Raw genomic sequence first — 24327 nt, 5'->3', positions numbered from 1 at the left:
TTACCGGCCGACTCCGTCCAGCTCGGCGTGCAGCGCCTCCGGCGCGCGCATCCGCCAGGCGTCCGTCACCAGCTCGGTGAGCCGGTCGACGTCGACGGCCGCCAGGCGCAGCAGCACCAGCGGCAGGCCGTCGTACCCGGGGGTGGTGAAGAAGACGTCGGGCTCGCCGAGCAGCAGGGCCTGCTTCTCGGCCTCGTCCCCGACGAACAGCACGGCGATGTCGAGGCGGATCACCCGTGGCCGGCCGGGCGTGCGCTCCGGATAGGACCAGACGAAACCCTTGTCGGCAACCCGGAAGTCGAAGCCCTCGCTGTCGATCTCGACCGTCTGGGGCAGGGCCAGGGCCAGGCGGCGGACGTCGTCGGCGTCAGCCACCGGGACCCCACACGTCGCGTGCCATCCGCATGAGCCGAGAGTACGCACCGGGACCGACAGGACTCAGCCGGACAGGTCGACGGCCGCGGCGCCCACGACCACCCGGTCTGCCTCGCGCTGGACGTAACCGATCACCGTGGCCTGGCCCGGGTCGAGGTCCTGCGGCACGGCCAGCTCCACCTGCCCCCGCTCGCCGTGCAGGGGTGTCGACGCGAAGGCGCGTACGACGTTGTCCTGCCGCAGCGTCCGGCCGGCGTTCTCACCACGGGCGATCGCGCTGTCCAGGCCGCGCTGCACGATCGCCACGTTCACCACCGCGCGCGGCGGCGGCCGCTCGACCCGGTAGTCCAGGACCAACGGTGTGCCGCCTCCACCGACCTGCGGCACCGACACCGTCAGGGGCGCGGCGGCGGGCGACGTCAGGGCGGACGCGATGGCGCTCGCCGCCCGGCCCCGGTCGGAGCCGACGAACTCCACGGTGCCGTTGACGATCATCTGCGGGGTGTAGAGACGTCCGGAGCCGAAGGCACGGGCGTACGCCTCCTGCCGTGCGGTGTGTGCCGCGTCCGCGAACTGGTCGGGCCAGCCCAGGTCGTCCCAGTAGTCCACGTGGAAGCCGAGGGCGAACACCGGCTCCCCGCGCGTGCGCGCGTCGCGCTCGATCTCGGTGAGCAGCTCCTCGGCGGGCGGGCAGCTGTTACAGCCCTGGGAGGTGAACAACTCCACGACGGCGACACCGCCACCGTTCACCGACGAGCGTGGACCCGGTGCGGGGTTCGTCATGGTGTGTCTCCTCCGGTGCGACCGCTGACCGCTCTGCGATTCCCGTTACCGCGCCGGCGACGCCTGGGCAGCGAGGCGGTTCCGGCTCCTGGTGCGCCTCTTGTAGCACAAATCCACCGTTACGCGCGGCGATGCCACTTACGGGTAACCGACCGCGAAGGGGGATCTTCCTCCGATAGCTTGCGAAGGAGAGAAAAACTCTCATTCCTCGTGAGTTGCGGCTAAGGAGATCAGTGATGAAGCGCAGCGTAGCGCTAGCGGCGGCCCTCCTGGTGGGTCTGACCAGCGCCGGAACCCTTCCCGGGGCCGCCTTCGCGGACGGCGGTCCCGCCGGTGGCCACGATGACCGCGGGGGACGTGGACACCACCGGGGCAGCGACGGCGCAGTCTTCGTCCAGACCAACAAGGCCGAGGGCAACACGATCAAGGTGTACGAGCGCGACGACGACGGCCAGCTCAGCAAGGCGGGGGAGTACGAGACCGGGGGCCTCGGCGGCTTCACCATCGGTGCGCCGGTCGACGCGCTGGCGTCGCAGGGTTCGTTGATCTACCACCGTGGGCTGCTGTTCGCCGTCAACGCCGGCAGCAACACCGTGACTGTCTTCGACGTCGACGGCACCCGGCTGCACAAGCGGCAGGTGATCTGGTCCGGAGGTCTGCTCCCGGTCAGCGTCACGGTCCGCGACCACCTCGTCTACGTGCTCAACGCCGGTGGCGAAGGCTCGGTGCAGGGCTTCGAGCTGGACAAGGGACGCCTGTCGCCGATCCACGACGCCAACCGGTCGCTCGGCCTGCACAACGGCAACCCGCCGGCGTTCATGAGCGCTCCCGCCCAGGTCAAGATCGACCCGGAAGGCGAGTTCGTGCTGGTGTCGACCAAGAGCGCGAACGTCATGTTCAGCTACGAGATCGGTCGCCACGGCGAGCTGTCCCGCAACCCGGTGATCAGCGACGCCGGGTCCGTGCCGTTCGGCTTCACGTTCGACAGCGAGGACTCGGTGCTGGTCACCGAGTCCGGCAGCAACGAGGTCAGCCGCTTCGAGATCGACGACGACGGCGCCCTCGACCAGTTCGGGCCGTCGGTGCCGAACGGCCAGCAGGCGCCCTGCTGGATCCAGCGGGTCGGCGACTACTTCTACGTGGCGAACGCCGGCAGCTCCACGATCAGCGCCTACAAGGTTGACGACGACGGCAAGCTCCAGCTCGTCCACGCCGTTGCCGCCGACACCGGCGGCGGGTCGATCGACATGACCACCAGCGACGGTTTCCTCTACGTCCAGAACGCCGCCGCTGGCAACGTGCAGGGCTACGAGGTGAACGACGATGGCTCCCTTCGTCTCGTCACCACCGTCGAGGGCCTGCCGAAGTTCACCGACGGCATCGGCATGGAGGGCATCGCCGCCTCCTGACCGTCGACACCCCGCTGGTCCCGGTCGCTTGCGGCCGGGACCAGCGCGCGTCCCCGTCCCAGCCCGAACATGACAACTGTGTGACAAATCAGCCCGTGGGCCGATCGCCGGTTTCGGCGGGGCCGGACGCGGGGCAACCAGACGTCGCTGACGACAACACATTCGGAAGGGACGGCCCCCGTGGAAATCCAGGGCTTCTTCACCGCCATCATCATCGGCCTGGTCATCGGCGCCCTCGGTCGCCTCGTGGTTCCCGGCAAGCAGAACATCTCGATCGTGCTCACCCTCGCGATCGGCGTGCTCGCCGCGATCCTCGGCACGCTCGTCGCCGGTGCCCTCGGCGTCGACGACACCGCCGGTATCGACTGGATCGAGCTGCTCCTGCAGGTCGTGTTCGCCGCGATCGGTGTGGCCGGCGCCGCCGCCGTGTTGGGTCGGCGACGCCCCTGACGTCCCGCTCTTTCGGGGGCCCGCCGGCCCCCACGCGCCCGTGGCGACGACCGGTCGCCACGGGCGTTGTGCTTGGATGATCCGGTGCAGTTCACCGTGACAGACGTGCCCGCGCGGGAGCGGTTCGAGGCGCGCGACGAGACGGACGCGGTCGCCGGCATCGTCACCTACCAGCTGACCGGCGCCATCATCGCCTACACCCACACCGAGGTCGATCCGGCGTACGAGGGTCGGGGCGTCGGGTCGACCCTGGCGCGCGCCGTCATGGACGACGCGCGCGCCAAGGGCCGCAGCGTGGTGCCGATCTGCCCGTTCCTCGCCGAGTGGCTGATCAAGCACCCCGAGTACGAGGACATCGTCGTCCGGTCCACCCGCAAGGTGAAGTAGCCCCGCACTCAGTGCCAGTCGCTGATCGCGACGTCGTCCGGGGCGGGCCTGCCCTGCCCGGTCTCCACCAGCTCCTTGAGGCTCATCAGGAACGTCGCCCACTTGGTGCTGCAGTGGTGCATGAACTCGCCCGGCTCACGCCAGCCCTCGTGGGCGAACAGGACGATCGTGTGGTCGCCCCGCTGGTCAAGGTGCCAGTCGACCTCGGTGCCGACCCATTCCTCGGGGCCCCCGGTGACCCGCCAGCGGACGTGGCCGCCGGGGTCCAGGTCGAGGACCCGCATGTCGAAGCCACCGACGTCGCCGAACCGGAAGGCCAGCTGCCCGCCGACCTCGCTCGTGCCGACCGTGTCGGTCGTCCACCAGCCGGCGAGTCCCTCCGGGGTGGCCACCGCGCGGTAGACGTCGTCGAGCGGGGCGACCACGCCGACCCGGTGCAAAATGTCGACCATCTCATTCTCCGTGGTTGTCGGTGCGGTGACGTTCGATCGTCTCGGCGATCCGCTTGATCCGGCGCAGGCGGGCATCCCAGGTCGCCCCGACGGCGGTCAGTTGGGCGACCGCTCGGGCCAGTTGCTCCTCGTCGACCTGGTAGTGACGCTCCCGACCGGCGGGAGCCGAATGGATCAGGCCCACCCGGTCCAGGACGGCCAGGTGCTTCGAGACGGCCTGTCGGGTGACGGGAAGTCGCTCGCTCAGTGACGTGGCCGTGCCGGGCCCGCCGGTGAGCAGCAGGTCGATCATGCTGCGCCGGATGGGATCGCCGATCGCCGACCACAGGGCGTCGTCGACTGCCGTGGTCATGACGTGGCGACCAGCCGGGTGACGTACGCGCCGAGGTTCGGGACGTAGTGGTTCCACCCGCTGACGTGGTCCTGGTACTGCTTCTCCAGCATGGCGACCTCCCAGCCCATCTCGCGGAACCCGGTCTCCGTCATCCGGACGCGGGTTCCCGTGGCGGTCGGGACGAGGTCGAAGGTGACCAGCAGCGACTGGCCGCCGCGGTCCGGCTCGGTGAAGCACCACCGGAAGGAGAAGCGCTTCGGCGGGTCCACGTCGACGACGGCCAGGTCGACGGTCGTCGTCGCGCCCGTCTGCGCGTCGCGCCACACCAACTCGCCGGGGGCGCCCGCGACCGGTTCGAACCGGGCGTCGTCCGGCCACCACTCCCGTACGTGCTCGGGCTGGCTGATCACCTCGAAGACCACCTCGGGTGAGGCGTCGACGTCGATGTCGCGTTCGATCACTCCGTACTCCATGCGTACCACCCTCTCGCAACCTTTGGTTGCGTCACGGTACAACGGTCCGGCGGCCACGTGCAACCTTTTGTTGCGCGTTCGCGCGGCGCGTTCCCAGGCGGGCACGGAGCGTGCGATGGCGGTACGGTCCAGGACGGGTGGCCTGTCCGGCCCGCACCGTCGTCCCTCCACGACCCCCGGGAGACCTGAACGATGACTGCCTCCGTTCTCCGCGCCCTGCACCACGGCCGCCCAGTCGGCGACCCGCTCGTCCTGCCGAACGCCTGGGACGCCGGCAGCGCCCGGGTCTTCGCCGACGCCGGCTTCGACGCGCTCGCCACGCCGAGCGCCGGAGTCGCGGCCTCCCTCGGCTACGAGGACGGCGCGACCCCGGCCGCCGAGATGTTCGCCGCAGTGGCGCGGATCGTCCGGGCCGTGTCCGTACCGGTCTCCGCCGACGTCGAGGACGGGTACGGGCTGACGCCCGCCGAGCTGGTCGAGCGGCTGCTGGAGGCCGGCGCCGTCGGCTGCAACCTGGAGGACTCCGAGGGGCACGCCACCCTCAAGGACCCGCAGCGGCACGCGGACTGGTTGGCCGAGGTGCGGGCGGCGGCCGGCGACGCGCTCGTCATCAACGCGCGCGTCGACACCTTCCTGTTCGGTACGGGCGATCCGGCCGACGCGATCGCCCGCGCGAAGCTCTACGTGGCGGCGGGGGTCGACTGCGTCTACCCGTTGCGGGCACCCATCGAGGTGCTTCCGGCGCTGCGCGAGGGCATTACCGGCCCCATCAACATGGCCGCCGCGCCGAGTCGGGAGTCGGTTGCCGAGCTGGCCCGCAACGGCGCCACCCGCATCACCTTCGGCCCGGGCCTACAGCGGTACGCGATGGGCGCGATCGGCGACCTGGCGGCGAACCTGCGACCCTAGGGTCGGTGCCCCGAGACCGTCGCGTTGCCACATCCGGCCTCGGGAACATGCCGAGTCCTGACCGTGTCAGCCGTTGAAGTCCGTCATCAGCCAGATCCGGTCGAAGGCGCGCTCGGCCAGGTCCGCATGCTTGATCATGAAGTTGACGACGATCAGCGTCTCGCCGAACGCGTCACCCACCTGCCCCTCGTCCAGCCAGACGGTGGCCAGCACGGTGTGCTCGGTGGCGTCGAGGATGGGATTGTCCGCGCCGCCGGTGCTGGCGGCGCCGTAGCCGCCGAGAGAGAAGTCGTGGTCGTTGCCGTCGAGGTACCACATCACCTCGCCGATCGCCTCCTCGACCTCGTCGTCCAGGCGAAGGTCGAACGGCGCCTCGCGCTCGTTCTCCGGAAGGCTCCAGCCGGCACGAGCGTGCAGCGGAACCGGATCGAAGACCGGCACTCCGGGGTTGGGGCGCTCCGTCACCGCGGCGCCCGCCGGCACATGGACGACCCGACACCGGGTGGGCGTGAAGCGCGGCTCGACGAAGAACAGCAGCGACCCGTCGGCCGGCAGGTCGAGGTCGTGCCCGTGCGAGGGAATCGCGGCGAGGTCGAGCGTCAACACGAGACACTGCCCGGGCGGCCACTCCACACCCGGCGGCAACGCCGCGAGACCGCCGAACCGGCCGACCACCGGCAGGCCGTCGCCCTTGGGAACCAGCTCCGTCTGTGGTCGGGCCAGCCGCACCCAGCGCTCGATCTCGGCCAGCGGCACGCCCTTTTCCCGGGCCGCGCCCCGGAACTCCTGTCGTACGTCCATGGCCGGGCATTGTGCCGGAAAGATCCGACAGACATCGGGGCGCGTCCGCCACGCGGGTTCGACGCCGTCCGCCAGGCTGCGCCTTCTCAGGCGGCGTCGACGCGGGCGGCCAGGGCGTCCACGAGTCGTCGGGCGGAGCCGGCCAGGTTCCACCGGCCGGCCAGGTCGAGCAGCCGCTCCGGGTCGGCGGGGGCCGTCGGCAACGCGGTGGGCAGCTCCGGCAGGGCCACGTCCAGGGCCACCCGGACCACCGTCGGCGCGACGGCCAGGTAGTCGCGGGCGCCCGCCAGCTTGGTACGCAGACCCGGCGCGAAGGACGAGTCGGAGTCGTCCAGCGCGGCCAGGACGCCGTCGATGCTGCCGTACCGGGCGATCAGCCGCGCGGCGGTCTTCTCGCCGACGCCCGGCACCCCGGGCAGCCCGTCGCTGGGGTCGCCGCGCAGGGCGGCGAAGTCGGCGTACCGGTCGGCGGGCACCCCGTAGCGGGCGCGGACCGCCGCGTCGTCGCAGTCGTCGAGCTTGGCCACGCCGCGTCCGACGTAGAGCAGGCGCACGTCCCGGGAGTCGTCGACGAGTTGGAACAGGTCCCGGTCGCCGGAGACCACCTCGACCGGACCCGGCTGGGTCACCGACAGCGTGCCGAGCACGTCGTCGGCCTCGTAGCCGTTCGCGCCCACGGCGGTGATGCCGACCGCGTCGAGGACCTCCAGGATCATCGGCACCTGGGGGGAGAGCGTGTCGGGGACGACCTCGCCGCCCTGCGGGGCCACCCGGTGCGCCTTGTACGACGGCAGCAGCTCGACGCGCCACGCCGGTCGCCAGTCGTAGTCGAGGGCGCACACCATCCGGTCCGCGCCGCGACCACGGATGAGCGTGGCGAGCATGTCGAGGAAACCGCGCACCGCGTTGACGGGTGTGCCGTCCTCGGCGCGCGCGGCGGACTCCGGAATGCCGAAGTACGCCCGGAAGTAGAGGCTGGGTGCGTCGATCAGCAGGATCGGGGATCGGTGTGCCACGCCCGACAGCCTGGCACAGCCCCCCGACGATCAGCGGTACGCCCGGCCGCCCGGCGGTGTCAGCGCCGCTCGTCGTGGCGGTAGACGGTGTCGCGGCGGGCGAGGTGCTGCACCACGTAGCTGGTCACCAGCAGCAGGATCGCGACCAGCACCTCGACCCAGGCGGCCACGCCGTCGGCCGCGGTCAGCCCGATCACGAGCAGGACCAGGCCGACGAGCGCGAGGACTCCGGCCCACAGTTGCCGACGGCGACGGGTCGCCGCCCGGTTCGCGTCGTTCGCTGCCACGTCCGCCTCCCGGCTCGGGAGCCGCCCGCGCGGGCGGCCCGATCCCAGGCTATGGCCCGCTCCCCGGTCCTACCTGGCAAACCGCTCACCGATCAGCGGTGACGGCCGGACGCCGGGTCTCGTCACGGTCGTGGTCGGTGAGGTCGTGCAGGTGCCGGACGGGGGAGAACAGCAGCGCCAGGGGCGCGCAGATCAGGGTCGCCGCGACGACGAACAGGGTGGCGCGGGCGCCGAGCGGGCCGGCCAGCGCGCCGGCGACGAGCCCGCCAACCGGGATCGCGCCCCAGGAGACGAACCGCACGGTCGCCATCACTCGCGAGAGCAGCTCGGGTGGGCTGGCGATCTGCCGGTACGTGCGGGTGGTCACGCTGAGCACGACGGTGCCGAGGGAGAAGACGATGCTGCCGGCGGCGAAGGCCACGTACGCGGGCCAACCGGTGCCCCCGGGGATCAGGAACGCGCCGACGACCGTCGTGAATCCGGCGGCGACCAGCGCGCGGGCGCTGCCGAGCCACGTGGTGATCCGGTTGGTGAGGGCGGCGCCGACCAGCGCGCCGACACCCTCGACGGCGAGCAGGACGCCGACCAGGCCGGGGGGCGCGTGCAGGTCGCGGACCAGGTAGAGCGGGTGCAGCGCGAACTGGGCGCCGCAGACGAAGTTCATGGCCGTCGCGGCCCACATGCACGGACCGATGACCGGGTGGTACGCGGCGTAGCGCCAGCCCTCGCGGATCAGCGCACCGACCGGCGGCCAGTGCTCGGGCGCGTCGACGCGGCGCGCGGGCAGCGTACGTAGGAGAGCCGCGGAGACGAGGTAGCTGGCCGAGTCGACGAGCAGGGTGGGCACCGCGCCGAGCGCCTGCACGGCGAGCCCACCGAGGGACGGGCCGCTGAGCAGGGTCGCGGCGTGGGTGGCCGAGGTGAGGCTGTTGCGCGACTGCAACTGCTCGCGCTCGACGATGCTGGGCAGGAAGGTCGAGTTGGCCACGTCGAACAGCACGTTGGCGAAGCTGACGACCAGCGCGGTGATCACCAGGTGGGTCACCGTGAGCTGCCCCCACCACCAGGCCAGTGGGATCGACGCGACGGCGAGGGCCCGGGCCACGTCCGCACCGATCTGGGCGCCGCGCAGCGGCAGGCGCTGCACGATGACACCGGCCGGTAGGCCGATCACGATCCAGGCGACGTAGCTGGCCGCCGCGATCAGACCCATCTGCCAGGCGGAGGCGTCCAGGACGACCAGCGCGGTCAGCGGCAGGGCCACCGCGCCGACCGCCGACCCGACCATGCTGGTCGTGCCGGCGGTCCACCAGCGCCAGAACACCCCGGCCCGTGCGTCGACGTGCATGTCGTCGGCCCCCGTTCGTCGCGCCGCGGCGTTCCCGGTGTCAGTGCGTTCCATTCTGGAACGGACTATAGTCGGGTCAGGACGGAGGAGGAAGCGGGTGCGACGGGAGGATCTCGCCGACGCGGACTGCGGCATCGCGCAGGCGCTCGGTGTGCTGGGGGACTGGTGGACGTTCCTCATCGTGCGCGATATCGCCGGCGGCACGACCCGCTTCGACGCGCTCCAGCGCGAGCTGGGCGTCAGCCGACGGGCGTTGACCGAACGTCTGGCCGCGCTGGTGGAGCACGGCGTGCTGGAACGCCGCCCGTACTCCGCGCACCCGCCCCGGCACGACTACCTGCTGACCGCGCGGGGCGAGGGCCTGCTACCGGTGCTGGTCGCCCTACAGGACTGGGGAACGAGGCACCTGATGGGTGACGGGGAACTGACCGCGACCGCCGGCGACGCCTCCGCCGAGGCGCGACGGGTGCACCACCTCGTCGGGCGGCGACTGCCCGAGGTCGTCCTGCCCGGGCCGGACGGACGGCGGGTCCCGGTGGCCACGCCGGACGCCTGGAGCGTCCTCTACCTCTTCCCGGGCGCGTACGCGCCGGGCGTGAACGCCTATCCGCCCGGCTGGGCCGACATCCCGGGCGCGCGGGGCTGCACCCTGGAGTCGACCACCTACGCCGACCGGTATCCGCGGTTCCGGGACCTGGGGGTGCGGGTGTACGGCATCAGCACCCAACGACCGGACCAGCTCGCCGACTTCACCTCGTACGCCGGGTTGCCGTTTCCGCTGCTGTCCGACGAGGACGGCGGGCTCGCCGCGGGCCTGCTGCTGCCCACGTTCCGGGCCGGCGGGGTGACCCGGTTCAAGCGACTGACGATGCTGGTCGACCCGACGTCGGTGGTGCGGGCGGTGCAGTTCCCGGTCACCGATCCGGCCGGTTCGGTCGACGAGATGCTGGCCCTGGCCCGCGACCACGCGACGATCCCCGGCTGACGCGGGTCGTCAACCGGGGATCGGGGCGTACGGGCGGGTCAGGCCGGGAGCGTCCAGCGCTGGTTGGCGCCGGCGAAGCACTCCCAGATCTGCAGGCGGGTGCCGTCGGCCGAGGTGTTGTCGGTGACGTCCAGGCACTTGTTGGACTGCGGGTTGCGCAGCGTGCCGTTCGACTGTGCCTGCCACACCTGCGCGCCGCTGCCGTTGCAGTCGTACAGCTGCACCTTCGCGCCGTTGGCGGTGGAGCCGCTGGTGATGTCGGCGCACTTGCCGAGGGCGCGCAGCGTGCCGTCGGTGGCGACGGTCCAGGTCTGCGCGGTGGTGCCGTTGCAGGTGTAGATCTGGACGGCGGCGCCGTTGGCGGTGCTCGCGGCCGCCACGTCGACGCACTTGCCGCCGAGCCCGGTGATCCGGCCGGTACGACCCGACGGCGGCGGGGTGGTGCCGCCCATGATGGTGTCGTACATGGCGCTCACCAGCGAGGTGGAGCCGGTGGTGTCCTGCGACAGCTCCCAGTTCATCACGCCGCCGGCGTTGGCGAGGGCCCACTGCGTCTTGCGCTTGACGGTCGGGATGCCGTTGTAGCACTGCTGCGCGCCGCCGGCCGTGGTGCAGTCCCGGTTGGCGTTGGCCGGGTCCAGGGCGACGAGCGCCGAGTACGTGTAGTAGCCGGGGCGGCTGTAGAAGGGGATGCCGAGGACGGCCTTGCTGGCCGGCAGTCCACGGGACTTCCACAGGTTGATGCTGTTGATCGACCAGTCGTAGTTGGAGTGCGGGCTACCGCCGTCGTACGCCATGATGTTGAGCCAGTCGACCTGGCTGAACACGGCCGTCGGCACGCCGTCGAGGTAGTAGCCCTCGGAGACGACGGCCGCGGTGAGCAGCTTGCCCCGGCTGTGCATGGCGCTGCCGAGCTGGGTCATGAGCTGGGTGTAGTTGTTGGCCGAGGCGCCCGGGTCGGGGTACTCCCAGTCCATGTCGACGCCGTCGAGGTTGTACTGGTTGACGAAGTTGACCAGGTTGTTGACGAACGCCGTCCGGCTGCCCGAGTTGCCCGCGAGGGCTTCGAAGGCCGAGTCGTTGCCGTCGTTCCAGCCGCCGACGGCGATGGAGACCTTGACGTTGTTGGCGTGCGCCTGGGAGACGAGCGAGGAGAGTTTGCTCGGGTTCTCCACGGCGCGCAGGCTGCCGTCGTTGTTGGGCAGCACGAAGGCGTAGTTGATGTGGGTGAGCTTGTTGTACTGGATCGTGTTGACGTTGCCGGCCCACGAGGGCATGTAGCCGACGCTCTTGAACCCGTTCGGCAGCACCACGGCCTGCGCGGCGGTGGGCACCAGGGCGACGGTGGTGGCGGCGGTGGCCAGGGCGAGCAGGCCGGCGCTGAGGACGCGGCGCAGTGGTGAGGACATGGGGGCCTTCCCGTGGGCGGGGGACGACACCCGCCCGCGCAGGGTTGTCGCGGGCGGGACATGGGGGAGCAGGAACGGGTGGGCCTCGAGGTGGCCAAATCTTAAAGAGTGTTAACTGTCCGAGTCAATCAACACCGATGGATTTCCGTCGCCGAGTCCACGCGGCTTCTGACGATGCCCAAACGACCGTTAAGCTGACGGGGTGGGAATCGACGAGCTGTACCCGCCGGACCGGCTGGTCGCCGCGCAGCGCGCCACCGCCGCCGCCGGCCTGGACGCGCTGCTGCTCACCCCTGGCTCCGACCTGCGGTATCTCACCGGCTACGACGCCCACGCGGGGGAGCGCCTGACCTGTCTGGTGCTGCCCGCCACGGGCGAGCCCACCCTCGTCGTGCCCCGGTTGGAACGTCCGGCGGCCGAGGCGGCGACGACGACCGGTCTGCGCATCGTCGACCACGCCGACGGCTCAGACCCGTACCCCCTTGTCGTCGCCGCCCTCGACGGCCCGGCGGCGGCGGTGGGGCTGGCCGACCGGATGTGGGCCGAGCAGGTCCTCGCCCTGCGCGCGGCGCTGCCCGGCGCCGCGCAGCGGCTCGCCGGCGAGGTGCTGCGCGAGTTGCGGATCCGCAAGTCCCCGGCGGAGGTGGCGGCGCTCGCCGAGGCCGGCGTGGCGATCGACGAGGTGCACCTGCGCATGGGCGAGTGGTTGCGCCCAGGCCGCACCGAGGCCGAGGTGGCCGCCGACATCGCCACGGCGATCCGCGCCGCCGGACACGCCACCGTCGACTTCGTCATCGTCGCCGCGGGCCCGAACGGGGCAAGCCCGCACCACGGCACCTCGGACCGGCCGATCGGCGTCGGCGAGCCGGTGGTGGTCGACATCGGCGGCACGATGCCGTCGGGCTACCGCTCGGACTGCACCCGCACCTACGTGGCGGGTGGCCCCGCGCCGGCCGACTTCGTGGACTACTACGCCGTGCTGGACGCGGCCCAGCGCGCGGCCGTCGCGGCGGTCCGGCCCGGCATCACCGCGGCGGCGGCCGACGCGGCGGCCCGCGCGCCCATCGCGGACGCCGGCTACGGCGACGCGTTCCTGCACCGCACCGGGCACGGCATCGGCCTGGACGGTCACGAGGAGCCCTACCTGGTGGCCGGGAACGACCGGCCCCTGGAGGCCGGCATGGCGTTCTCCATCGAACCCGGCATCTATCTGGCGGGCCGGCACGGCGCCCGCATCGAGGACATCGTCGTCTGCACGACGGACGGCGTGCAACGGCTCAACACCACCCCCACGGAGCTCATCGCGCTATGACCATCGACCGGATCCTCCCCACCGACGAGGCCCACGACCTGCTGGACCTCGCTACCGAGCTGGCCGACCGTGAGCTGGCGCCCAAGGCCGCCGGCTTCGAGGAACGCGCCGAGTTCCCCCGCGAGGTGCTGCGCACGATCGGCCGCGCCGGCCTGCTCGGTCTGCCGTACGCCGAGGAGCACGGCGGCGCGGCGCAGCCGTACGAGGTGTACCTCCAGGTGCTGGAGATCCTGGCCAGCCGCTGGCTCGCGGTCGCCGAGGCGGTCAGCGTGCACACCCTGAGCTGCTACCCGGTGGCCGCGTTCGGCACCGACGAGCAGCGCAAGCTGCTGCCGGACATGCTCGGCGGCGAGCTGCTCGGCGCGTACTGCCTCTCCGAGCCGCAGGGTGGCTCGGACGCGGCGGCACTGAGCACCCGGGCGGTCCGCGACGGCGACGCGTACGTCGTCTCCGGCACCAAGGCGTGGATCACGCACGCCCACAGCGCCGACTTCTACAACGTCTTCTGCCGCACCGGCGGCCCCGGCCCGAAGGGCATCTCCTGCCTGGTGGCCGACGCGGGTACCGCCGGCATCGCGCCGCAGGCGGCGGAGCGGACCATGGGGCTGCGCTCCTCGCCGGTGGCGCAGATCGTCTTCGAGGAGGCACGGGTGCCGGCGGACCGGCTGGTCGGTGGCGAGGGGGCCGGGTTCACCATCGCGATGTCCGCGCTGGACTCCGGCCGGCTCGGCATCGCGGCCTGCGCGGTGGGGCTCGCCCAGGGGGCGCTGGACTACGCCGTCGGCTACGCGCGGGAGCGGCAGCAGTTCGGCCGGTCCATCATCGACTTCCAGGGCCTCGGCTTCCTGCTCGCCGACGCGGCCACCCAGATCTCCGCCGCCCGCGCGTTGACCCTGGCGGCGGCGCGGCTGCGCGACGCCGGGCGGCCGTACTCGATCGAGGCGGCGAAGGCGAAGCTGTTCGCCACCGACATGGCCATGCGGGTGACCACCGACGCCGTGCAGGTGCTCGGCGGCGCCGGTTACGTGGCCGACCATCCGGTCGAGCGGTACCTGCGCGAGGCGAAGGTGCTGCAGATCGTGGAGGGCACCAACCAGATCCAGCGGTTGGTGATCTCCCGGGCGCTCGCGAAGAGCTGACCAGGCCCGGGGCGGCGCGGCGGGGTTCCTCGTCGCCGTCGCGCCGATTTCCCGGTAGGTTGCTCGCCGTGGAGGAGATCGACCGCGCCATCGTCGCCGCCCTGACCGCTGACGGCCGCCTGTCGTACACCGACCTGGCCGAGCGGGTGGGACTGTCGGTGTCCGCCGTGCACCAGCGCGTGCGGCGGCTGGAGCAACGCGGCGTCGTCAAGGGGTACGCGGCCCGGGTCTCCTTCGAGGCGCTGGACCTGCCGCTGACCGCGTTCGTGGCGATCCGGCCGTTCGATCCGTCGCAGCCGGACGACGCGCCGGAGCGGCTCGCCCACCTACCCGAGATCGACTCGTGCTACTCGGTGGCGGGGGAGGACTTCTACCTGCTGTTGGTGCGGGTGGCCAGCCCGACGGACCTGGAGCGGGTGTTGCAGGAGATCCGCACCTCGGCGAACGTGACGACCCGGACGACGGTGGTGCTGTCCACGCCGTACGAGAACCGTCCGCCGAAGATCAGTGCCGGGGCGCCTGGTCGGTCGCGGTCCCGGGCGCCGGAGGAGCCGGCTGGTTCCACCGCAGGATGACCTGCCGGCCGTGCTCGTGACCGAGCGCGCTCACTGTCGCGGTGTCCAGGCGCAGTCGTCCGCCGGCGGACGGCGGTAGCCCGATCCAGCGGGCGCCGAGCACCCGAAGGCTGTGCGCGTGGCCGACCAGGGCCACGGTGCCCCGGTCGAGCATCGGGGTGACGCGGGCCAGCACCCGGTCGAGACGCTCGCCCACCTGGGCGGGTGACTCCCCGCCGGGGCAGCCGTCGGTCCAGATGTTCCAGTGCGGGTCGTCCTCGTGGATGTCGACGGTGGTGCGGCCCTCGTACTCGCCGTAGTTCCACTCGCTGAGGTCCTCGTCGACGGCGTCGACGGTGAGCCCGGCGAGCTGCGCGGTGCGCAGCGCCCGGGAGCGGGGACTGGACAGGACGGTGGCGAAGCGCCGGCCGGCGAGGAACGCCGCGAGGGTGCGGGCCTGTCGCTCGCCGTCGGGGGTCAGCTCCAGGTCGGTGTACGAGGTGTGCCGCAGGCTGGCGCTCCAGGTGGTCTCGCCGTGCCGGATCAGCAGGAGCTCTCCCATTCGGCCAGTTAACCATCGTGGCGGCGTGGTCCGGGCCACCCTCCCTCAACCTATCTTCCTAGGATGCCTTACCGGGCGTGCCGACCGGCACCACCGGTTTCAGCACCGGAGGACCGGGCAAGCGAGCGGCGACAACCGCCAGACCGAGGAGGCGCGATGAGCTTCACCGAGAAGGCAAAGAACAAGGCCGAGCAGATGGCCGGCGCCGCGAAGGAGCGGGTCGGCGACATGACCAACAACGAGCGGATGCGTGGCGAGGGCGCCAGTGAGCAGAGTGACGCGCGCGCCAAGCAGGCCGGTCAGAACGTGAAGGACGCGGGTCGCAACGTGAAGGACGCCTTCAACAAGTGACCTGAACGGTCGTGGGGTCCCCGAGCAGATGCTGTTCGGGGACCCCACGCGTGCGAGCCGTTAGGGTCGGCGGCGTGACCGTGCTTCGTTCGCTGGTGTTGTTCGCGTTGGCAGCCCTCACCGAGATCGGCGGTGCCTGGCTCGTCTGGCAGGGTTGGCGTGAGCAGCGCGGTCTGTGGTGGATCGCCGCCGGTGTCGTCGCCCTCGGCTGCTACGGCTTCGCGGCCACGTTCCAGCCGGACGCGAACTTCGGCCGCATCCTGGCCGCGTACGGCGGCGTGTTCGTGGCCGGCTCGCTGGGCTGGGCGATGGTGGTCGACGGATTCCGTCCAGACCGCTGGGACCTGACCGGCGCAGCCCTGTGCCTACTAGGCGTAGCCGTCATCATGTACGCCCCCCGCACCCCAACCCCGTAACCCCCTCCACGCCCATGCCTGCTAGGAGGCCCGGGGCTCCCGCTTGCGGCGATCTTGCACTTTCTGTGGTGGCGTAAGGGGTCATCTCGCTTATTTCGGCGACCGAAAGTGCAAGATCGGCGTGAGGTGGGCGGGGCGGGGCGGGGGGCGGGGCGGGGGGCGGTGAGACGTATCCGCTTCTGCGATGATGCGGCGCGTGATGGGACCACGGCTGCGCTCGTTCCGGTGTGGGGTGCTGGTTGTGGTGGTTTCGCTTGGCGTGGGCGGGTGCGCGGCTTCTCGGGTGCCGCCGCCGGAGCGGCCGACGTTCGTTGGATCCTCCGCCGCGCCCTCGGTGTCGGCGGCCGCGCCCTTGGCCAGCAGCGCCGCATCGACAGCTACTCCGACGCCGGGCGTGGCGAGCGTCCCGGGGGCGTCGAGGGTGGGGACCAGGGCGCCGGTGGTCGACCATGGGCCGCGGGTTGGCACCCGGGTCGCGCTGACGTTCGACGCGGACATGACCGACGGGATGCTGGCCAATCTGCGCGGTGGCAAGGTGCGGTCGTACGCGAATCTGCGGATCCTCGAGCTGCTGGAGCGGGAGCAGGTGCCGGCGACGTTCTTCCTGACCGGCAAGTGGGTGCAGCGGTACCCGGAGGTGACCCGGCGGATCGCCGGCAATCCGCGCTTCGAGGTGGCGAACCACACCTACGGGCACGCGGCGTTCACGGCGGACTGTTACGACCTGCCCCGGCTGCCGGTCGACGAGCTGGCCGCCGACGTGGCGAAGACGTTCGAGGTGATCGCGCCGTACGGGGGACGGCAGACGCGGTACTTCCGCTTCCCGGGCCTGTGCCACGACGCGGCGGCGTTGGACGCCCTCGCGCCGTTGGGCGTGACGGTGGTGGACGGGGACGTGGTGAGCGGCGATCCGTTCGCGAAGGCGTGGAGGCCGCTGGTGCGGGCCGTGCTGGACCACGTCCGTCCCGGCTCGGTGGTGATCATGCATGTGACCGAGGCGAACGCGGCGATGACGGATGAGGCGTTGCCGCACATCCTGGCCGGGTTACGCGAGCGTGGGTTGACGCCGGCGCCGTTGTCGGAGGTGCTGGCCGGCGCCTGAGGCGGGGTGCGGCAGGCGGCGGTGGCAGGTCAGCGTTCCGGGGCGTCGTCGACGGTCAGGACGATCTTGCCGCGGCGGGGTCGGTGCTCGGCCGTCTGGTGTGCGTCGGCCGCTTTCTCGAGAGGGAAGGCGTCTTCGATCGGCACGGTGAACCGGCCCTGGGTGAAGAGTTCGGCGGCGTCGGGCAGGCCGTGGCGGCCGTCGGGTTCGCCGGACAGTTGCCCCCTGGAGAGGCGGACGCCGTGTGTGGGGGCGGTGAGGTCGGCAAGGGTGACGACGGCTGTCGGGTCACCGGTGAGGTGCAGCAGTTCGGTCAGGGAGCCGGCGCCGGCGACGTCGAGAGCGCGGTCGATGCGTGTCACGCCCAGGGCGGTGAGGCGGTGCGGGAGGTCGGGGCCGTAAGTGACGGGTGCGACTCCGAGTTCGCTGAGGAGGTCGTGGTTGGCGGCGCGGGCGGTGCCGATGACGTGGATGCCGCGGGCGGCGGCGAGTTGGACGGCGATGCTGCCGACGCCTCCGGCGGCGCCGTCGACGAGGAGCGTCATTCCGGGCCGTAGGTTCAGCAGGTCGAGGGCTCGGGTGGCGGTTTCGATGCTGGTGCCCGCCGCGCCGGCCTGGGCCCACGGCATGGTGGTGGGTTTGTGCACCCAGAGCTGCAGGACGGCGAACTGTGCGCTCGCGCCGCCGAGCGTGGTCAGCTCGACGCTGCCGAAGACGTGGTCGCCGATGGTCACGCCGTCGACGTCCTGGCCGATCTCGTCGACGATGCCGGCCGCGTCGACGCCGGGGATGTGCGGTAGCGGTAGTTGGGCGCTCATCGGGGTGCGGCCGGAGCGGAGGCCGACGTCGACGGGGGAGACTCCGGCGGCGTGGACGCGGATGCGGATCTGGCCGGCCCGTGGTCGTGGCGCGTCGGTGGTGGCGAGGTGGAGTACCTCGGGACCGCCGAATCGGTCGTACTGCACGGCGAACATCAGTGGCTCCTCTGCCTGGTGGCGTGGGTCGTGGTCGTGGTCGTACCGTAGGCCGGAAACGGAGCAGCCGTTCCGCTGTGGGGTGAAGTGAGAAGGGGGCCGGTCGGAGATGTCTCAGATGCGGCGTGCCGATGCCCGGTCCAACCGTGACCGGGTGGTGGTGGCGGCACGGGAGGCGTTCGCGGCGGCTGGGCTCGAGGTGCCCATGCGGGAGGTGGCGCGGCGGGCGGGGGTCGGTGTGGCGACCCTGTACCGGCATTTTCCGACGCGTACGGATCTGGTCACCACGGTCCTCGTCGAGCGCATCGACGACTGCGGTGTGCAGATGCGTCGCGCGCTGGACGATCCTGACCCGTGGCGGGCGTTGTCCGCTACGGTGCGCGGGTTCGCTGAGCGGCAGATCCATGACCGGGCGCTCAACGAGGCGCTGTTGGGGCCGGGTGGGTTCGGTGCGGCGTTCGAGGAGGAGCGCCGGGAGCACGCGCGGGCGTTGACCGTGCTGGTGTCCCGGGCGCGGGCGGCGGGCGTGCTGCGGGACGGCGTCGGCGTGGACGACGTCCGCGCCGGGCTGCTGGCCATCGCGTCGCTTCGGAGGTTGCCGGAGGCGACGAGCGCCCGGGTGATCGGTAGGGTCGCGGACCTGGTTCTCGCTGGTCTCCGCGCCTGATCAGTGGACGGTGTGCGACAGCCCCCGGCGTGAGGACACCCGGGGGCTGTCGTCGTTGGTGCGGGTCAGTCGTCGCGGTGGTCGCTCCACCACTGCTGGCCGCCCTCGGGCAGGGTGTCGATCGGGTCGTAGTAGGCGTAGCGCTTGTTGAGCGCCTCCAGGTCGGCGGACTCGATGGAGGTGCGGTAGTTCTTGGTCCAGTAGGAGATGCCGCGCTCACGGTCGTAGTCAGTGAGCATGTGGACCCAGCGCTTGCCGACGAAGGGGACGTCGCAGACGATCCGCGGGGTGGCGTAGCCGGGCAGGTAGCCCATGATGTCGTGCTGGAGCTGCTGGGCGTGCCAGACGGGGACCCGCCAGTGCTCGGCGTTGGGGATCATGTCGCACATGTAGAAGTAGTACGGCAGGATGCCCGCTTCGCCCTGGAGGGCGAAGCAGAGGTCGAGCAGGTCGGCGTTCGTGGCGTTGACGCCGCGCATGAGGACACCCTGGTTGCGGACGTCGCGTACGCCGACGTCGAGCGCGGTCTGGGCGGCCTTGGCGACCAGTGGGGTCAGCGACTGGGCGTGGTTGACGTGGGTGTGGATGGCGAGGTTGACGCCGCGTCGGGCGGCGGTGCGGGCGACCCGTTCGAGGCCTTCGACGACGTCGGGCTGGAGCCAGTGTTGGGGGAGGCCCATGAGGGCCTTGGTGGCGAGCCGGATGTCGCGGACGGTTTCGATGTCGAGCAGCCGCATGAGGTACGACTCGAGGTTGCGCCAGGGGACGTTGGCGACGTCGCCGCCGGAGACGACGACGTCGCGTACGCCGGGGTGGTTCTTGAGGTAGGCGATGTGGGCGTCGTAGCGGTCGACGGGCTTGAGGGTGAGTTTGAGTTTCTCGACGGCAGGGGTGGAGTTGCCGACGAGGTCCATGCGGGTGCAGTGCCCGCAGTACTGCGGGCAGGTGGAGAGCAGTTCGGCGAGGACCTTGGTGGGGTAGCGGTGGGTGAGGCCTTCGGCGACCCACATGTCGTGCTCGTGGAGGCTGTCGCGGCTGGCGTAGGGGTGTGAGGGCCAGTCGGTGCGTCGGTCCGAGGCGACCGGGATCATGTAGCGGCGGATCGGGTCGGCGAGCAGCGCTTCGGTGCTCATCGCCTCGAACGGCACCATCGTGTTGATCATCTGTGGGGGCACCAGCATGGACATGGTGGCCAGTGCCTTCTGGTCGGCCTCGAGGTCGGCGTAGAAGGTCTCGTCGACGGTGTCGCCGAGGACGGCGCGCAGCTGCTTGATGTTCTTGACGCAGTTGACGCGTTGCCACTGGGCGCTTTCCCACTGGTCGCGGGTGACGTGTCGCCAGCCGGGGAGGCGGGTCCAGTCGGGTTCGACCAGGGGGCGGCGGTGGTATTCGTACGGCTGCCCGGCGGTCGGTGTGGCGACCGGGGCGTGACGGGGTTGGGGGATGGTCTGGGTCACGGCCCCTCCTCGGTGGTGCGGTGGATCATCGAAGCTCGAAGGCTACTGGAAAATATTCGGCAAAGAAATTAGTCTGCCGTAAGTTTTCCCGTTACGCGAGCCCTGGCCGGGGCTTCGAGCGGCTGCGCAGGGGAGGTTGGCGTGACGTCACCGGTGGGACTGCACCGCGTCGTGCAACCGGCGGGGGTGCTGCCGCAGGCGGCGTGGCGCCTGGACGCGTCGAGGGAGATCGCGCCGAACGAGGTGCGGATCCGGGTGCGGCGTCTGAACCTGGACGCGGCGAGCTTCCGCCAGTTGTCGGAGAAGCACGGCGGGAACGGTGACGCGGTACGCGCCGAGGTGCTGGAGATCATCTCCACGCGGGGCAAGATGCAGAACCCGGTGACCGGCTCGGGTGGGATGTTGATCGGCGTCGTCGAGGAGGCCGGTCGGCGTTCCCCGCTGGGACTCAAGGCCGGCGAGCGGGTCGCCTCGCTGGTGTCGTTGACGCTGACGCCGCTGGTGATCACCGACGGGTTGGCCCGCTGGGACGGTCGCAGCGAGCAGGTGCCGTGTGACGGGTGGGCGATCCTGTTCGCCCGGTCGATCGCGGCGGTGCTGCCCGAGGACGAGGATCCGCAGTTGTCCCTCGCCGTGCTGGACGTGTGTGGGGCGCCGGCGCTGACGGCGCGGGTGGTGTCGCGTCACGTCGAGGACCGGCGGCGTGCCGGCGATCCGACGCCGGTGAGCGTGGCCGTGATCGGTGGGGCGGGCAAGAGCGGGTCGCTGTCCCTGGCCGCGGCGCGGCGCGCGGGTGCCGCCCGTACCGTCGGGGTGGTTCCGGTGGTGGCGGAGCGTGACGCGCTGACGGCGGCCGGGCTGGCGTCGGTGGTGGCGGTGGCCGACGCGCGGGATCCGGTGGGCCTGTCCACGGCGGTGACCACGGCGTTGGGTACGCCGGCGGATGTGACGGTGGTCTGCGTGGACGTGCCGGGTTGTGAGCACGGGGCGGTCCTGGCGACCGCGGACGGCGGCACGGTGATCTTCTTCTCGATGGCGACGAGCTTCTCGGCGGCGGCGTTGGGCGCGGAGGGGCTGGCGGCGGACGTGACGATGCTGGTGGGCAACGGGTACGTGCCGGGGCACGCGGAGTTGGCGTTGGGATTGCTGCGTGCCGAGCCGGGGGTGCGCCAGCTTTTCGCGGCGCGGATCGCGGCAGACTGAGGTCATGACGAACCCCTCGACGTTGTACCGCGGCGGCGTGTTGCACTGTCCGGCGGATCCGAGCGCGACCGCGCTGCTGGTGTCCGGTGGGCGGATCACCTGGTTGGGCACGGACGGTGACGCTCCGCCGGCCGAGAAGGTGGTGGACCTGGGTGGGGCGCTGGTGACGCCGGCGTTCGTGGACGCGCACGTGCACGCCACGGACACCGGGTTGGCGTTGTCCGGGCTGGAGTTGTCTGGCGTGCGCTCGGCGGGGCAGTTGCTGGACGCGGTGGCGGCCTTCGCGGCGGGTCTGCCGGGGGACGCGGTGGTGCTGGGGCACGGCTGGGACGAGTCGGGTTGGTCGGACGCGACGTTGCCGGACGCGGCGGCGTTGGACCGGGCCGCCGGCGGCCGGCGGGTGTACCTGTCGCAGGCGTCGATCCATTCGGCGTTGGTGTCGTCGGCGTTGCTGGCGGCGTGCCCGCAGGTGGTGGACGCGGCCGGTTACGACCCGTCGGGTTGGCTGCGTCGCGACGCGCACCACGTGGTGCGGGCGGCGGCGCAGGGGTCGGTGACGCGGGCGCAGCGGGTGGCGGCGCAGCGGGTGGCGCTCGGGCACGCGGCGTCGCTGGGTATCGCCGCGGTGCACGAGTGCGGCGGTCCGGAGATCTCCGACGAGGAGGACTTCACGGGGCTGCTGGGCATCTCGGGCGCGGGGGTGCCGGAGGTGTACGGGTACTGGGGTGAGTTGGGTGGCGCGGCGCGGGCGCGGGAGTTGGGCGCGGTGGGCGCCGGTGGGGATCTGTTCGCCGACGGGGCGTTGGGGTCGCGTACGGCGCACGTGTCGCAGCCGTACGGCGACGGCGACGGGTGTGGGCACGGCTACCTGACGGTCGAGCAGGTGCGTGATCACCTGGTGGACTGCGCGGCGCACGGTCTACAGGGCGGGTTCCACGCGATCGGTGACGCGGCGATCGGCACGGTGCTGGACGGGTTCGCGGCGGCGGCGACGACGCTGGGCGTGGAGCGGCTGCGGGCGGCCCGGCACCGCATCGAGCACGCCGAGATCATGAGCCGGCGGATGATCGCGCGGTTCGTGGAGTACGGGATCGTGGCGAGCGTGCAGCCGGCGTTCGACCGGCTGTGGGGTGGTGCGGGCCGGATGTACGAGGCGCGCCTGGGCCTGGCCCGGTCGTTGGAGTCGAATCCGATGGGCGCCATGCACTCGGTGGGTGTGGCGTTGGCGTTCGGGTCGGACTCGCCGGTGACGCCGTTGGACCCGTGGGGGTCGGTGCGGGCGGCGGCGGCGCATCACAACCCGGCGCAGCGGATGAGTGTGCGGGCGGCGTTCGCGGCGCACACGCGCGGTGGGTGGCGGGCGGTGCACCTGGACGTCGAGGGTGTGCTGGCGTTGGGCGCCCCGGCGACGTTCGCGGTGTGGTCGACGCCGGCCGGTGTCGAGCGGGGCCTGCCGGTGCTGCTGGCCGAGGATCCGGACCTGCGCGGTCCGGACGACCCGACGCCGCTGCCGGTGTGCCGGCGGCTGGTGCTGCGCGGCGAGGTCATCTATGAGGAAGGGTCGTCGTGAGCGAGCAGATGAGCGGTGTGGTGTGACCGGGAAGCTTGATCTTGATCCGGTGTTGGTGGCGCGGGCGCGGGAGTTGGCGCGGCGGGCCGGGCAGCCGGTGGTCGACCTGGCGCGCAGCCACACGACGGTGTCGGTGGAGCGGGCGGTGCTGCGCCTCGCCGGGGTGACGGGCGCCGACCCGGACGGCATTCCGTGGGTGAACCGGCTCGTCGACGCGGTCGTCGCGGACGTCGGCCTGGGGCACGGGGTGGCGGCGCCGGTGTTCGACGCGCTGGTGCGCGAGGGCAGCGCCGACGTGACGTTGCTGGCCCAGAAGGCCGCCGCCGGGTCGGTGCGGTTCGGCGTGCCGTCGGGTCGGGCGGCCACGGCGGCCCGGTCGGCGGCCCGCAGGGCGGTCGGCGCGGGCATCCGGCGGATCGATCGGCGGCGCGCCGAGCGGGAACGCCTCGTCAAGCGGCACGGTGACCCGGCGCAACGGCCGTGGATCTACCTGATCGTGGCGACCGGGGACATCTACGAGGACATCCCGCAGGCGCAGGCGGCGGCGCGGGCGGGCGCGGACGTCATCGCGGTGATCCGGTCGACGGGTCAATCGTTGCTCGACTACGTGCCCGAGGGCGCGACGCGGGAGGGGTTCGCCGGCACGTACGCCACGCAGGAGAACTTCCGGCTGATGCGGGCGGCGTTGGACGCGTCGTCGAAGGAGTTGGGCCGGTACGTGCGGCTGACGAACTACGCGTCGGGGCTGTGCATGCCGGAGATGGCGACCCTGGCCGGCCTGGAACGCCTCGACATGATGCTCAACGACTCGATGTACGGGATCCTGTTCCGCGACATCAACCCGGTGCGCACGTTCGTCGACCAGCGGTTCTCCCGGCAGGTCCACGCTCGCGCGGGGATCATCATCAACACCGGTGAGGACAACTACCTGACCACCGCCGACGCCGTCGACGAGGCGCACACGGTGACGGTGTCGCAGTTGCTCAACGAGTTCTTCGCCCACGAGGCGGGGCTGGCGGACTGGCAGTTGGGCCTGGGGCACGCGTTCGAGATCAACCCGGAGGTGCCGGAGTCGTTCCGTCTGGAGTTGGCGCATGCCCTGCTGGCGCGGGAGTTGTTCCCCGACGCGCCGCTGAAGTGGATGCCGCCGACGAAGCACATGACCGGCGACGTGTTCCGGGGCAACCTGCTCGACGGGTTCTTCAACCTGGCCGGCGCGCTGACCGGTCAGGGCATCCTGCTGGTGGGGATGATGACCGAAGCGGTGGTGACGCCGTGGCTGTCCGATCGGGACATCGCCCTGCAGAACGTGCGGTACGTCCTCGGCGCGGCCGGCGGGCTGCACGAGGACTTCGTTCCGGCGGCGGGCGGGTTCATCCGTCGTCGTGCCAACCAGGTGCTCGGTGAGGCCCTGGACCTGCTGGAGCGCATCGGGGAGCAGACGCTGCTCACCGCGATCGCCGAGGGCACCTTCGGGATCATGAAGCGGCCCGCGGACCGGGGTAAGGGCCTCGACGGGGTCGCCGCGCACGAGGGCGACTACTACAACCCGGCCACGCAGATCCTGGAGGCGGGTCGTGAGTAAGGCGATCGTTCGGCCCT

The 24327-nt window shown here is 71.7% G+C and carries 28 protein-coding genes; 15 read left to right on the top strand and 13 right to left on the bottom strand.

Annotation, left to right across the window (positions count from 1 at the left end; genetic code table 11):
• A complete protein-coding gene (locus tag ACQP0N_RS17175) occupies positions 1-375 on the bottom strand; it encodes an MmcQ/YjbR family DNA-binding protein (protein ID WP_433111458.1) in 375 nt (124 codons plus the stop codon).
• Between the two features lie 63 nt (positions 376-438).
• Positions 439-1158 carry a DUF1223 domain-containing protein gene (locus ACQP0N_RS17170; RefSeq protein ID WP_433111455.1) on the bottom strand — a complete coding sequence of 240 codons (720 nt, stop codon included), beginning with the start codon at positions 1156-1158 and terminating at the stop codon, positions 439-441.
• 236 nt (positions 1159-1394) lie between these two features.
• Here ACQP0N_RS17170 and ACQP0N_RS17165 point away from each other — a divergent pair, with 236 nt between their 5' ends.
• The 3 genes from ACQP0N_RS17165 to ACQP0N_RS17155 all read left to right on the top strand — a co-directional run bounded on the left by ACQP0N_RS17165 (position 1395) and on the right by ACQP0N_RS17155 (position 3404).
• On the top strand, positions 1395-2567 hold the full coding sequence (locus tag ACQP0N_RS17165; RefSeq protein ID WP_433111452.1) for a lactonase family protein: 1173 nt from the start codon (positions 1395-1397) through the stop codon (positions 2565-2567).
• Positions 2568-2747: 180 nt separating this feature from the next.
• Positions 2748-3017: a GlsB/YeaQ/YmgE family stress response membrane protein gene (locus tag ACQP0N_RS17160; protein ID WP_355051144.1), complete on the top strand. Its 270-nt coding sequence runs from the start codon at positions 2748-2750 to the stop codon at positions 3015-3017.
• 84 nt (positions 3018-3101) lie between these two features.
• On the top strand, positions 3102-3404 hold the full coding sequence (locus ACQP0N_RS17155; RefSeq protein ID WP_433111448.1) for a GNAT family N-acetyltransferase: 303 nt from the start codon (positions 3102-3104) through the stop codon (positions 3402-3404).
• A gap of 8 nt (positions 3405-3412) precedes the next feature.
• Here the strand turns inward: ACQP0N_RS17155 and ACQP0N_RS17150 are convergent, their stop codons facing one another.
• The 3 genes from ACQP0N_RS17150 to ACQP0N_RS17140 are packed head-to-tail and all read right to left on the bottom strand — an operon-like array spanning position 3413 to position 4663.
• Positions 3413-3856 (bottom strand): SRPBCC family protein, encoded by a 444-nt coding sequence (locus ACQP0N_RS17150; RefSeq protein WP_433111445.1) that lies wholly within the window; start codon positions 3854-3856, stop codon positions 3413-3415.
• Between the two features lies 1 nt (position 3857).
• Positions 3858-4208 carry an ArsR/SmtB family transcription factor gene (locus ACQP0N_RS17145; protein ID WP_433111442.1) on the bottom strand — a complete coding sequence of 117 codons (351 nt, stop codon included), beginning with the start codon at positions 4206-4208 and terminating at the stop codon, positions 3858-3860.
• The gene (locus tag ACQP0N_RS17140) at positions 4205-4663 is read right to left on the bottom strand and encodes an SRPBCC domain-containing protein (protein WP_433111439.1); all 459 of its coding nucleotides are present in this window, start codon (positions 4661-4663) and stop codon (positions 4205-4207) included. Before ACQP0N_RS17140 ends, ACQP0N_RS17145 begins: the two co-directional genes overlap by 4 nt.
• A 192-nt stretch (positions 4664-4855) precedes the next feature.
• Here ACQP0N_RS17140 and ACQP0N_RS17135 point away from each other — a divergent pair, with 192 nt between their 5' ends.
• On the top strand, positions 4856-5572 hold the full coding sequence (locus tag ACQP0N_RS17135; RefSeq protein WP_433111436.1) for an isocitrate lyase/PEP mutase family protein: 717 nt from the start codon (positions 4856-4858) through the stop codon (positions 5570-5572).
• A 66-nt stretch (positions 5573-5638) separates the two neighbouring features.
• Here ACQP0N_RS17135 and ACQP0N_RS17130 read toward each other — a convergent pair whose 3' ends face one another.
• The 4 genes from ACQP0N_RS17130 to ACQP0N_RS17115 form a co-directional block, all read right to left on the bottom strand.
• Positions 5639-6373, bottom strand: coding sequence for a DUF1963 domain-containing protein (locus tag ACQP0N_RS17130; RefSeq protein ID WP_433111433.1), 735 nt, complete (start codon positions 6371-6373; stop codon positions 5639-5641).
• Positions 6374-6459: 86 nt separating this feature from the next.
• Positions 6460-7389 (bottom strand): 5'-3' exonuclease, encoded by a 930-nt coding sequence (locus ACQP0N_RS17125; RefSeq protein WP_433111430.1) that lies wholly within the window; start codon positions 7387-7389, stop codon positions 6460-6462.
• Positions 7390-7448: 59 nt separating this feature from the next.
• Positions 7449-7676: a hypothetical protein gene (locus ACQP0N_RS17120; RefSeq protein WP_433111427.1), complete on the bottom strand. Its 228-nt coding sequence runs from the start codon at positions 7674-7676 to the stop codon at positions 7449-7451.
• 85 nt (positions 7677-7761) lie between these two features.
• Positions 7762-9024: an MFS transporter gene (locus tag ACQP0N_RS17115; RefSeq protein WP_433121677.1), complete on the bottom strand. Its 1263-nt coding sequence runs from the start codon at positions 9022-9024 to the stop codon at positions 7762-7764.
• Positions 9025-9121: 97 nt separating this feature from the next.
• Here ACQP0N_RS17115 and ACQP0N_RS17110 point away from each other — a divergent pair, with 97 nt between their 5' ends.
• The gene (locus ACQP0N_RS17110; RefSeq protein ID WP_433111424.1) at positions 9122-10009 is read left to right on the top strand and encodes a winged helix-turn-helix transcriptional regulator; all 888 of its coding nucleotides are present in this window, start codon (positions 9122-9124) and stop codon (positions 10007-10009) included.
• A 38-nt stretch (positions 10010-10047) separates the two neighbouring features.
• On the opposite strand, the gene ACQP0N_RS17105 is transcribed toward ACQP0N_RS17110, so the two are convergent.
• On the bottom strand, positions 10048-11418 hold the full coding sequence (locus ACQP0N_RS17105) for a glycosyl hydrolase family 18 protein (protein ID WP_433111421.1): 1371 nt from the start codon (positions 11416-11418) through the stop codon (positions 10048-10050).
• Between the two features lie 202 nt (positions 11419-11620).
• Between ACQP0N_RS17105 and ACQP0N_RS17100 the strand changes: the two genes are divergently transcribed.
• The 3 genes from ACQP0N_RS17100 (at position 11621) to ACQP0N_RS17090 (ending at position 14444) form a co-directional block, all read left to right on the top strand.
• Complete coding sequence (locus ACQP0N_RS17100; RefSeq protein ID WP_433111418.1) at positions 11621-12730, top strand: M24 family metallopeptidase; 1110 nt, start codon at positions 11621-11623, stop codon at positions 12728-12730.
• A complete protein-coding gene (locus tag ACQP0N_RS17095; protein ID WP_433111415.1) occupies positions 12727-13869 on the top strand; it encodes an acyl-CoA dehydrogenase family protein in 1143 nt (380 codons plus the stop codon). The genes ACQP0N_RS17100 and ACQP0N_RS17095 overlap by 4 nt, the downstream gene beginning before the upstream one ends.
• Positions 13870-13937: 68 nt before the next feature.
• Positions 13938-14444: an Lrp/AsnC family transcriptional regulator gene (locus ACQP0N_RS17090; protein ID WP_355051132.1), complete on the top strand. Its 507-nt coding sequence runs from the start codon at positions 13938-13940 to the stop codon at positions 14442-14444.
• Here the strand turns inward: ACQP0N_RS17090 and ACQP0N_RS17085 are convergent.
• Complete coding sequence (locus ACQP0N_RS17085) at positions 14374-14985, bottom strand: histidine phosphatase family protein (RefSeq protein WP_433111412.1); 612 nt, start codon at positions 14983-14985, stop codon at positions 14374-14376. The genes ACQP0N_RS17090 and ACQP0N_RS17085 overlap by 71 nt on opposite strands.
• Positions 14986-15141: 156 nt before the next feature.
• Here ACQP0N_RS17085 and ACQP0N_RS17080 point away from each other — a divergent pair, with 156 nt between their 5' ends.
• From ACQP0N_RS17080 to ACQP0N_RS17070, 3 genes are all read left to right on the top strand, one after another.
• A complete protein-coding gene (locus ACQP0N_RS17080; protein WP_355051130.1) occupies positions 15142-15336 on the top strand; it encodes a CsbD family protein in 195 nt (64 codons plus the stop codon).
• 74 nt (positions 15337-15410) lie between these two features.
• Positions 15411-15752: a YnfA family protein gene (locus ACQP0N_RS17075; RefSeq protein ID WP_433111409.1), complete on the top strand. Its 342-nt coding sequence runs from the start codon at positions 15411-15413 to the stop codon at positions 15750-15752.
• Positions 15753-16173: 421 nt separating this feature from the next.
• Positions 16174-16854 (top strand): polysaccharide deacetylase family protein, encoded by a 681-nt coding sequence (locus tag ACQP0N_RS17070; RefSeq protein WP_433111406.1) that lies wholly within the window; start codon positions 16174-16176, stop codon positions 16852-16854.
• A gap of 29 nt (positions 16855-16883) precedes the next feature.
• Here ACQP0N_RS17070 and ACQP0N_RS17065 read toward each other — a convergent pair whose 3' ends face one another.
• A complete protein-coding gene (locus ACQP0N_RS17065) occupies positions 16884-17828 on the bottom strand; it encodes an NADP-dependent oxidoreductase (RefSeq protein WP_433111403.1) in 945 nt (314 codons plus the stop codon).
• Between the two features lie 118 nt (positions 17829-17946).
• Here ACQP0N_RS17065 and ACQP0N_RS17060 point away from each other — a divergent pair, with 118 nt between their 5' ends.
• Entirely contained in the window at positions 17947-18495 is a 549-nt protein-coding gene (locus ACQP0N_RS17060) for a TetR/AcrR family transcriptional regulator (RefSeq protein WP_433111400.1), read from the top strand.
• A gap of 65 nt (positions 18496-18560) precedes the next feature.
• Here the strand turns inward: ACQP0N_RS17060 and ACQP0N_RS17055 are convergent, their stop codons facing one another.
• Complete coding sequence (locus tag ACQP0N_RS17055) at positions 18561-19952, bottom strand: KamA family radical SAM protein (protein WP_433111397.1); 1392 nt, start codon at positions 19950-19952, stop codon at positions 18561-18563.
• A gap of 153 nt (positions 19953-20105) precedes the next feature.
• Here ACQP0N_RS17055 and ACQP0N_RS17050 point away from each other — a divergent pair, with 153 nt between their 5' ends.
• From ACQP0N_RS17050 to ACQP0N_RS17040, 3 genes are read left to right on the top strand one after another with little or no spacing between them, the layout of a single operon-like run.
• On the top strand, positions 20106-21155 hold the full coding sequence (locus ACQP0N_RS17050) for a zinc-binding alcohol dehydrogenase (protein ID WP_433121675.1): 1050 nt from the start codon (positions 20106-20108) through the stop codon (positions 21153-21155).
• A gap of 4 nt (positions 21156-21159) precedes the next feature.
• Positions 21160-22725 carry an amidohydrolase gene (locus ACQP0N_RS17045; RefSeq protein ID WP_433111394.1) on the top strand — a complete coding sequence of 522 codons (1566 nt, stop codon included), beginning with the start codon at positions 21160-21162 and terminating at the stop codon, positions 22723-22725.
• A 22-nt stretch (positions 22726-22747) separates the two neighbouring features.
• Positions 22748-24310, top strand: coding sequence for a lysine 5,6-aminomutase subunit alpha (locus ACQP0N_RS17040; protein WP_433111391.1), 1563 nt, complete (start codon positions 22748-22750; stop codon positions 24308-24310).
• Positions 24311-24327 lie beyond the last annotated feature (17 nt).

Origin of the sequence: Micromonospora sp. CA-246542, from assembly GCF_050942905.1 — a bacterium.
In the GTDB taxonomy this organism is placed as follows: Bacteria; Actinomycetota; Actinomycetes; order Mycobacteriales; family Micromonosporaceae; genus Micromonospora.
Note: the sequence above shows the minus strand (reverse complement) of the source record. Positions and strands in the feature narration are given on the sequence as shown.

Excerpts from the sequence above, each read along its gene's own strand:
- ACQP0N_RS17170 (WP_433111455.1), bottom strand. The coding sequence starts at position 1,158 with ATGACGAACCCCGCACCGGGTCCACGCTCGTCGGTGAACGGTGGCGGT.
- ACQP0N_RS17165 (WP_433111452.1), top strand. The coding sequence starts at position 1,395 with ATGAAGCGCAGCGTAGCGCTAGCGGCGGCCCTCCTGGTGGGTCTGACC.
- ACQP0N_RS17150 (WP_433111445.1), bottom strand. The coding sequence starts at position 3,856 with ATGGTCGACATTTTGCACCGGGTCGGCGTGGTCGCCCCGCTCGACGAC.
- ACQP0N_RS17145 (WP_433111442.1), bottom strand. The coding sequence starts at position 4,208 with ATGACCACGGCAGTCGACGACGCCCTGTGGTCGGCGATCGGCGATCCC.
- ACQP0N_RS17140 (WP_433111439.1), bottom strand. The coding sequence starts at position 4,663 with ATGGAGTACGGAGTGATCGAACGCGACATCGACGTCGACGCCTCACCC.
- ACQP0N_RS17135 (WP_433111436.1), top strand. The coding sequence starts at position 4,856 with ATGACTGCCTCCGTTCTCCGCGCCCTGCACCACGGCCGCCCAGTCGGC.
- ACQP0N_RS17130 (WP_433111433.1), bottom strand. The coding sequence starts at position 6,373 with ATGGACGTACGACAGGAGTTCCGGGGCGCGGCCCGGGAAAAGGGCGTG.
- ACQP0N_RS17115 (WP_433121677.1), bottom strand. The coding sequence starts at position 9,024 with ATGCACGTCGACGCACGGGCCGGGGTGTTCTGGCGCTGGTGGACCGCC.
- ACQP0N_RS17105 (WP_433111421.1), bottom strand. The coding sequence starts at position 11,418 with ATGTCCTCACCACTGCGCCGCGTCCTCAGCGCCGGCCTGCTCGCCCTG.
- ACQP0N_RS17095 (WP_433111415.1), top strand. The coding sequence starts at position 12,727 with ATGACCATCGACCGGATCCTCCCCACCGACGAGGCCCACGACCTGCTG.
- ACQP0N_RS17085 (WP_433111412.1), bottom strand. The coding sequence starts at position 14,985 with ATGGGAGAGCTCCTGCTGATCCGGCACGGCGAGACCACCTGGAGCGCC.
- ACQP0N_RS17080 (WP_355051130.1), top strand. The coding sequence starts at position 15,142 with ATGAGCTTCACCGAGAAGGCAAAGAACAAGGCCGAGCAGATGGCCGGC.
- ACQP0N_RS17065 (WP_433111403.1), bottom strand. The coding sequence starts at position 17,828 with ATGTTCGCCGTGCAGTACGACCGATTCGGCGGTCCCGAGGTACTCCAC.
- ACQP0N_RS17060 (WP_433111400.1), top strand. The coding sequence starts at position 17,947 with ATGCGGCGTGCCGATGCCCGGTCCAACCGTGACCGGGTGGTGGTGGCG.
- ACQP0N_RS17045 (WP_433111394.1), top strand. The coding sequence starts at position 21,160 with ATGACGAACCCCTCGACGTTGTACCGCGGCGGCGTGTTGCACTGTCCG.